The organism is Pseudomonas sp. FYR_5, assembly GCF_043106315.1.
In the GTDB taxonomy this organism is placed as follows: Bacteria; Pseudomonadota; Gammaproteobacteria; order Pseudomonadales; family Pseudomonadaceae; genus Aquipseudomonas; species Aquipseudomonas putida_Y.
Genome location: NZ_JBICMK010000132.1, coordinates 1 through 6689, shown reverse-complemented (window position 1 = coordinate 6689; position 6689 = coordinate 1). Strand labels below are relative to the sequence as shown.

Sequence of the window (6689 nt, the reverse complement as noted above, 5' to 3'; positions counted from 1 at the left end):
GATCGCCGGCAGCTGATACGAGTCATCCTCACCGGCAAAGCTGATCGACACACCGCTGGTGCCGGCACGGCCGGTACGGCCAATGCGGTGCACGTAGTCGTCCGGGTCTTCCGGCAGGGTGAAGTTGATCACGTGGCTGATGCCATCGATATGGATCCCGCGCCCGGCCACGTCGGTGGCCACCAGCACGGTGATGCGCCCCTCGCGGAAGCTCTCCAGGGTTCGGATGCGCTTGTGCTGCGGCACGTCGCCCGACAGCTGGGCGGCATTGATGCCGTCGCGTACCAGCTTCTCCTCGATGCGCCGCACTTCGTCCTTGCGGTTGGCGAACACCATCACCCGTTCCCACTTGTTCTGGGTCACCAGGTTGTACAGCAGTTTGTACTTGTCGCTGCCGGCCACCGCATACACGTGCTGCTCGACCGTTTCGCTGGCCACGTTCTCCGGCTCGATCTCGACGATGGCCGGGTTGGTGGTCCACTGCTTGGCCAGGTTCATCACATCGTCGGTGAAGGTGGCGGAGAACAGCAGGGTCTGGCGCTCGCTTTTCGGCGGTGTCTGACGAATGATTTGGCGGACCTGGGGGATGAAGCCCATGTCGAGCATGCGGTCGGCTTCGTCAAGCACCATCACCTCGACCATGTCCAGGTGCACTTCGCCGCGCTGGTTGAAGTCCAGCAGGCGGCCAGGGGTAGCCACCAGGATATCGCAGTGGCGCGCTTCCAGGGCTTTGAGCTGCTTGTCGAAGTCCATGCCACCGACGAAGCTCATCACGTTCAGGCCGGTGTACTTGGTCAGGGCAGCGGCGTCCTTGGCGATCTGCACCACCAGTTCGCGGGTGGGGGCAATGATCAGCGCGCGCGGTTCGCCCATGTAGCGCTCTTTAGGCGGTGGCGTCTGCTGCAACTGGGAAATGATCGAGATCAGGAAGGCGGCCGTCTTGCCGGTACCCGTCTGGGCCCGGCCGATGGCGTCCTGGCCCCGCAGGGTGTAACCCAGGACCTGCGCCTGGATCGGCGTGCAGTACGGGAAGCCCAGGTCGTGGATGGCGTGCATCAGCTCATTGGACAGCTTGAAGTCGTGGAAGCGGGTTTTGCCTTCCTGTGGCTCGACCACGAAGTCTTCGGGCTTCCACAGGCTCGCCTGCGGCTTGGGCTTGCGTTCGCGGCGCGGTTTGTCCTTGGCCGGTTGTTCGGCAGGTGGCGTAGCGGCGGCAGGTGGCTCAGCCTTGGGGGCGGGGGTGGCATGTGGTGCGGCCGGTTTTGCCGCGGGCCGGGCTTCCGGCGTCACGCTGGCAGCAGGAGCGGCGGCTTGCGGCGCGGCCTCTCCCTTGCCGAATATTTTTCTGAGTGCTTTGAGCACGGTCGTCTCATCAACTGATTAAGGAATGTACGCCGGGCAGTGTAATGCAAGATCCGGGCGCGGCGTAGCGGAATACGCCCACAACTACAAGCGAGGCTGCCTATTGCAGCTGCTTGCTCAGCCAGTCGTGGATATCGTTCAGTTCTTCGACCACCACTTCGTGTTCCATCGGGTATTCGTACCAGCGGGCAGCGACGCCCCAGATGTTCAGGTACTCGAAGGCGGTACGGCCCATGGACGGGATTACCACCGGATCATGCACGCCATGCAGGCACAGGGCCGGGGTGCGTTGCTGGCAGGCACTCAACTGGTGCTGCTCATTGAAGGTGGGGGCATAGGTGGACAGGGCGATCACCCCGCCCAGTGCTTCCTGCCACTTTATATAGGCAGTGTGCAGCACCACCGCGCCGCCCTGGGAGAAGCCGGCCAGGAAGATCCGCGACAGGTTGATGCCTTTGGCCTGCTCGGCCTTGATCAGTGCAACCACCTGTTCGGCTGACTCTTCCAGTTGCGCTTCGTCGATGGCGCGGGCCGGGGTCATGGCCTTGATGTCATACCAGCTGGGCATGGCATAGCCGCCATTGATGGTCACGGGCCGGGTCGGTGCCTGGGGCATGATGAAGCGCGTGCTGAGCAAGCGCTCCTGCATGAATTCGGCCACAGGTAGGAAGTCGTAACGGTCGGCCCCCAGACCGTGCAACCAGATCACACAGGCGTCAGCGGTTTTCTGTGGTTCGAGAATCAGCGGGTTGGTCATGACTGCTCCGAAAATGTGCGGGTCTTGTTATGGCGTGCGTGAAAAGTAGGCACCGGGAATGATTGTCGGAAAAAGAATGTCGCAACGATACAACTTTTCCTACTTGACGAGCGCTTAAACGCTACAGCGCGACAATCTGGTACGCGCTTTGCAACTCAACCTGTGATGCAAAGGGCAGGCCGTGACGGTAACACCCTCTGCACGCGAAGGCTGTCACAGAACAGTCCATTGCGCCAATTGACCCAATAACAAGCCAATACGGGTCGGATACGCCTCAAAAGGGTGCGGTGCAATTCCGGCTCGATACAACAAGAGCGATTTGGAGGTTGTGAATGAAGATGTTGAAAACCACCCTGGCAGTCCTGACCGCTGCCGCCGCGCTGGGCGCCGTGAGCAATGCCCAGGCCGGCGCCACCCTCGATGCGGTAAAGAAGAAGGGCTTCGTCCAGTGTGGCGTGAGCGACGGTCTTCCAGGCTTCTCGGTACCTGATGCGAAGGGCAAGATCGTCGGCATCGACGCCGATGTCTGCCGCGCCGTGGCTGCCGCCGTATTCGGCGATGCCACCAAGGTCAAGTTCAGCCAGCTCAACGCCAAGGAACGCTTCACCGCCCTGCAATCGGGCGAGGTCGATGTGCTGTCGCGTAACACCACCTGGACCAGCTCGCGCGATGCCGGCATGGGCCTGGTATTCACGGGTGTCACCTACTATGACGGCGTTGGCTTCCTGGTCAACAAGAAGCTCGGCGTTTCCAGCGCCAAAGAGCTCGATGGCGCGACCATCTGCATCCAGGCCGGTACCACCACCGAGCTGAACGTATCGGACTTCTTCCGCGCCAACGGCCTGAAGTACACCCCGATTACCTTCGACACCTCTGACGAGAGCGCCAAATCGCTGGAGTCTGGCCGTTGCGACGTGCTGACTTCGGACAAATCGCAGCTGTTCGCCCAGCGCTCCAAACTGGCCGCGCCGACCGAATACGTGGTGTTGCCGGAAACCATCTCCAAGGAACCGCTGGGCCCGGTAGTGCGCAAAGGCGACGAGGATTGGTTCAGCATCGTCAAGTGGACCCTGTTCGCCATGCTCAACGCCGAAGAGGCGGGCATCACCTCCAAGAACGTCGAGGCCGAAGCCAAGTCCACCAAGAACCCGGATGTCGCCCGACTGCTGGGTGCGGATGGCGAGTACGGCAAGGACCTCAAGCTGCCCAAAGACTGGGTAGTGCAGATCGTCAAGCAAGTGGGTAACTATGGCGAAGTGTTCGAGAAGAACCTGGGCCAGAGCACTAACCTGAAGATCGACCGTGGCATGAACGCCCTGTGGAACAACGGCGGCATCCAGTACGCGCCTCCAGTGCGCTGATGGCTGCACCCTGCGGCGGCATTCGGCCGCCGCAGGTTGTTCGGAACCCTTCTTTCCGGGGCACTTCATGCAAAATCAAATCGGCGCACAAAAGGGGCTATCCCTGAATGATCCGCGTGTGCGCGCGTGGCTGTTCCAGATTCTCACGATCGTCTTCGTGGTCGGTCTGGGCTGGTACCTGTTCCACAACACGCAGACCAACCTTCAACACCGGGGCATCACCTCGGGCTTCGAGTTCCTCGACCGCAGTGCCGGCTTCGGTATCGCCCAGCACCTGATCCCCTATGTGGAATCCGACAGTTATGCGCGGGTGTTCGTCATCGGCCTGCTCAATACGCTGTTGGTGACCTTCATCGGCATCATTCTGGCGACGATACTGGGCTTCATCATCGGTGTGGCTCGCCTGTCACCGAACTGGATGATCAACAAACTGGCGACCGTGTATGTGGAAACCTTCCGCAACATTCCGCCGTTGTTGCAGATCCTGTTCTGGTACTTCGCCGTGTTCCTGACTCTGCCGGGACCGCGGGGCAGCATCAACTTCGATGACAAGTTCTTCATCAGCAACCGTGGCTTGAACATGCCTGGCGCGTCCATGGCTGATGGCTTCTGGCCATTTGTGGTGGCCTTGGCAATCGCCATTGCCGCTATAGCCGTGATGGTGCGCTACGCCAACAAGCGCTTCAACGAAACTGGCGTGCCGTTCCACAAGTTCTGGGCGGGGCTGCTGCTGTTCATCGCCATTCCGAGCCTGAGCGTGCTGGTGTTCGGCAGCCCGGTAACCTGGGATATGCCGCAGCTCAAGGGCTTCAACTTCGTCGGGGGCTGGGTGCTGATCCCAGAGCTGCTGGCGCTGACCTTGGCGCTGACTATCTATACGGCAGCCTTCATCGCCGAAATCGTGCGTTCCGGCATCCGTTCGGTCAGCCATGGCCAGACCGAAGCGGCTCGCTCGTTGGGCCTGCGCGAGGGCCCGACCCTGCGCAAGGTGATCATCCCCCAGGCACTGCGGGTGATCATTCCGCCGCTGACCAGCCAGTACCTGAACCTGGCGAAGAACTCGTCGCTGGCGGCCGGTATCGGCTATCCGGAGATGGTCTCGCTGTTCGCCGGTACCGTGCTCAACCAGACCGGACAAGCCATCGAGGTGATTGCCATCACCATGAGCGTCTATCTCGCCATCAGCATCAGCATTTCGCTGCTGATGAACTGGTACAACAAGCGCATTGCGCTGATCGAGCGATGAGGATACGCCCGTGAATGCCCATGTTTTCAAACCTGACATGCCGCCACCGGTGAAAACCGTCGGCGTGCTCGCATGGATGCGCGCCAATCTGTTCTCCAACTGGCTCAACACGCTGCTGACCCTGTTCGCGATCTACCTGATATGGCTGATTGTGCCGCCATTGCTACAGTGGGCGTTGCTCGACGCCAACTGGGTCGGCACCACCCGTGCCGATTGCACCAAGGAGGGCGCCTGCTGGGTGTTCGTGCAGCAGCGCTTCGGCCAGTTCATGTACGGCTACTACCCCGCCGAGCTGCGCTGGCGCGTGGACCTGACCGTGTGGCTTGCAGTCATCGGCGCCGCGCCATTGTTCATCAAGCGTTTCCCGCGCAAGGCCATCTACGGCCTGGCCTTCCTGGTGCTGTACCCGGTGTTGGCCTACACCCTGCTGCATGGGGGGTATCTGGGCCTGCAAAACGTACCCACCAGCCAGTGGGGCGGGCTGATGCTGACCCTGGTGATCGCTACCGTGGGCATTGTCGGCGCCTTGCCTTTGGGCATCCTGCTGGCCCTGGGCCGGCGTTCGAGGATGCCGGCCGTGAAGGTGGTGTGTGTGACCTTCATCGAGTTCTGGCGCGGCGTACCGCTGATCACCGTGTTGTTCATGTCGTCGGTGATGTTGCCGTTGTTCCTGCCTGAAGGCATGAGCTTCGACAAGCTGCTGCGGGCGATGATCGGTGTAATCCTGTTCCAGTCGGCGTACATCGCCGAGGTGGTGCGTGGCGGTCTGCAGGCCATCCCCAAGGGCCAGTACGAAGCCGCCGCGGCCATGGGCCTTGGCTACTGGCGCTCGATGGGGCTGGTGATCCTGCCGCAGGCGCTGAAGCTTGTGATTCCCGGCATCGTCAACACCTTCATTGCCCTGTTCAAGGACACCAGCCTGGTGATCATCATCGGCCTGTTCGACCTGCTGAACAGCGTCAAGCAAGCAGCCGCAGACCCGGCCTGGCTGGGCATGGCCACCGAGGGCTACGTGTTCGCCGCCCTGGTGTTCTGGATTTTCTGTTTCGGTATGTCCCGCTACTCCATGCATCTGGAGCGCAAGCTGGACACTGGCCACAAGCGTTAGGAGTTTCGAAATGAGTGAAGCGATCAAGCAGCCTGCTGGCCCCGAAGGCATCATCCAGATGCAGGGTGTGAACAAGTGGTATGGCCAGTTCCATGTGCTCAAGGACATCAACCTGAACGTGCGCCAGGGCGAACGCATCGTGCTGTGCGGGCCATCCGGCTCGGGCAAGTCCACCACCATCCGCTGCCTTAACCGTCTGGAAGAGCACCAGCAAGGGCGTATCGTGGTCGATGGCGTGGAGCTGACCAACGACCTCAAGCAGATCGAGGCCATCCGCCGCGAGGTGGGCATGGTGTTCCAGCACTTCAACCTGTTCCCGCACCTGAGCATTCTGGAGAACTGCACCCTGGCGCCAATGTGGGTGCGCAAGATGCCACGGCGCAAGGCCGAGGAAATTGCCATGCACTACCTGGAGCGCGTGCGGATTCCGGAGCAGGCACACAAGTACCCCGGGCAGTTGTCCGGCGGCCAGCAACAGCGTGTGGCCATTGCCCGCGCGTTGTGCATGAAGCCCAAGATCATGCTGTTCGACGAGCCGACCTCGGCACTGGACCCGGAAATGGTCAAGGAAGTGCTCGATACCATGGTGGGCCTGGCCGAGGATGGCATGACCATGCTCTGTGTGACCCACGAAATGGGCTTTGCCCGTACCGTGGCGAACCGGGTTATCTTCATGGACAAAGGCGAGATTGTGGAGCAGGCATCGCCGGATGACTTCTTCGACCGGCCGCGCAGTGACCGGACCAAGTTGTTCCTCAGCCAGATCCTCCACTGATGCTGTTTGGGCTGCGCGGCAGCCCTTCGCGGGCACGCCCGCTCCCACAGGTTTAGCGCTGGCTTTGGAGCCTGCGTAAA

Annotated in this window: 6 protein-coding genes; 4 read left to right on the top strand and 2 right to left on the bottom strand. The window is 61.2% G+C overall.

All coding sequences use genetic code 11. The annotated features are described in order from the left end of the window. A partial coding sequence (gene rhlB, locus ACF8RA_RS25845; protein WP_392519693.1) for an ATP-dependent RNA helicase RhlB occupies positions 1-1362 on the bottom strand: 1362 nt, incomplete at its 3' end. A gap of 100 nt (positions 1363-1462) precedes the next feature. Continuing rightward, the gene (locus ACF8RA_RS25840) at positions 1463-2119 is read right to left on the bottom strand and encodes an alpha/beta hydrolase (RefSeq protein WP_176682592.1); all 657 of its coding nucleotides are present in this window, start codon (positions 2117-2119) and stop codon (positions 1463-1465) included. A 332-nt stretch (positions 2120-2451) separates the two neighbouring features. On the opposite strand from ACF8RA_RS25840, the gene ACF8RA_RS25835 reads away from it, so the two are divergent. The 4 genes from ACF8RA_RS25835 to ACF8RA_RS25820 all read left to right on the top strand — a co-directional run bounded on the left by ACF8RA_RS25835 (position 2452) and on the right by ACF8RA_RS25820 (position 6609). Then, positions 2452-3480 (top strand): amino acid ABC transporter substrate-binding protein, encoded by a 1029-nt coding sequence (locus ACF8RA_RS25835; protein ID WP_176682593.1) that lies wholly within the window; start codon positions 2452-2454, stop codon positions 3478-3480. Between the two features lie 67 nt (positions 3481-3547). Then, positions 3548-4726, top strand: a complete 1179-nt coding sequence (locus ACF8RA_RS25830) for an amino acid ABC transporter permease (RefSeq protein WP_176682594.1) — start codon at positions 3548-3550, stop codon at positions 4724-4726. A gap of 10 nt (positions 4727-4736) precedes the next feature. Continuing rightward, positions 4737-5834, top strand: a complete 1098-nt coding sequence (locus ACF8RA_RS25825) for an amino acid ABC transporter permease (protein ID WP_392519692.1) — start codon at positions 4737-4739, stop codon at positions 5832-5834. 10 nt (positions 5835-5844) lie between these two features. Further along, a complete protein-coding gene (locus ACF8RA_RS25820) occupies positions 5845-6609 on the top strand; it encodes an amino acid ABC transporter ATP-binding protein (protein ID WP_170032466.1) in 765 nt (254 codons plus the stop codon). Positions 6610-6689: the final 80 nt, after the last annotated feature.

Bases quoted from the DNA above. Each gene is read 5' to 3' on its own strand.
- ACF8RA_RS25835 (WP_176682593.1), top strand. From the start codon at position 2,452: ATGAAGATGTTGAAAACCACCCTGGCAGTCCTGACCGCTGCCGCCGCG.
- ACF8RA_RS25820 (WP_170032466.1), top strand. From the start codon at position 5,845: ATGAGTGAAGCGATCAAGCAGCCTGCTGGCCCCGAAGGCATCATCCAG.
- ACF8RA_RS25830 (WP_176682594.1), top strand. From the start codon at position 3,548: ATGCAAAATCAAATCGGCGCACAAAAGGGGCTATCCCTGAATGATCCG.
- ACF8RA_RS25840 (WP_176682592.1), bottom strand. From the start codon at position 2,119: ATGACCAACCCGCTGATTCTCGAACCACAGAAAACCGCTGACGCCTGT.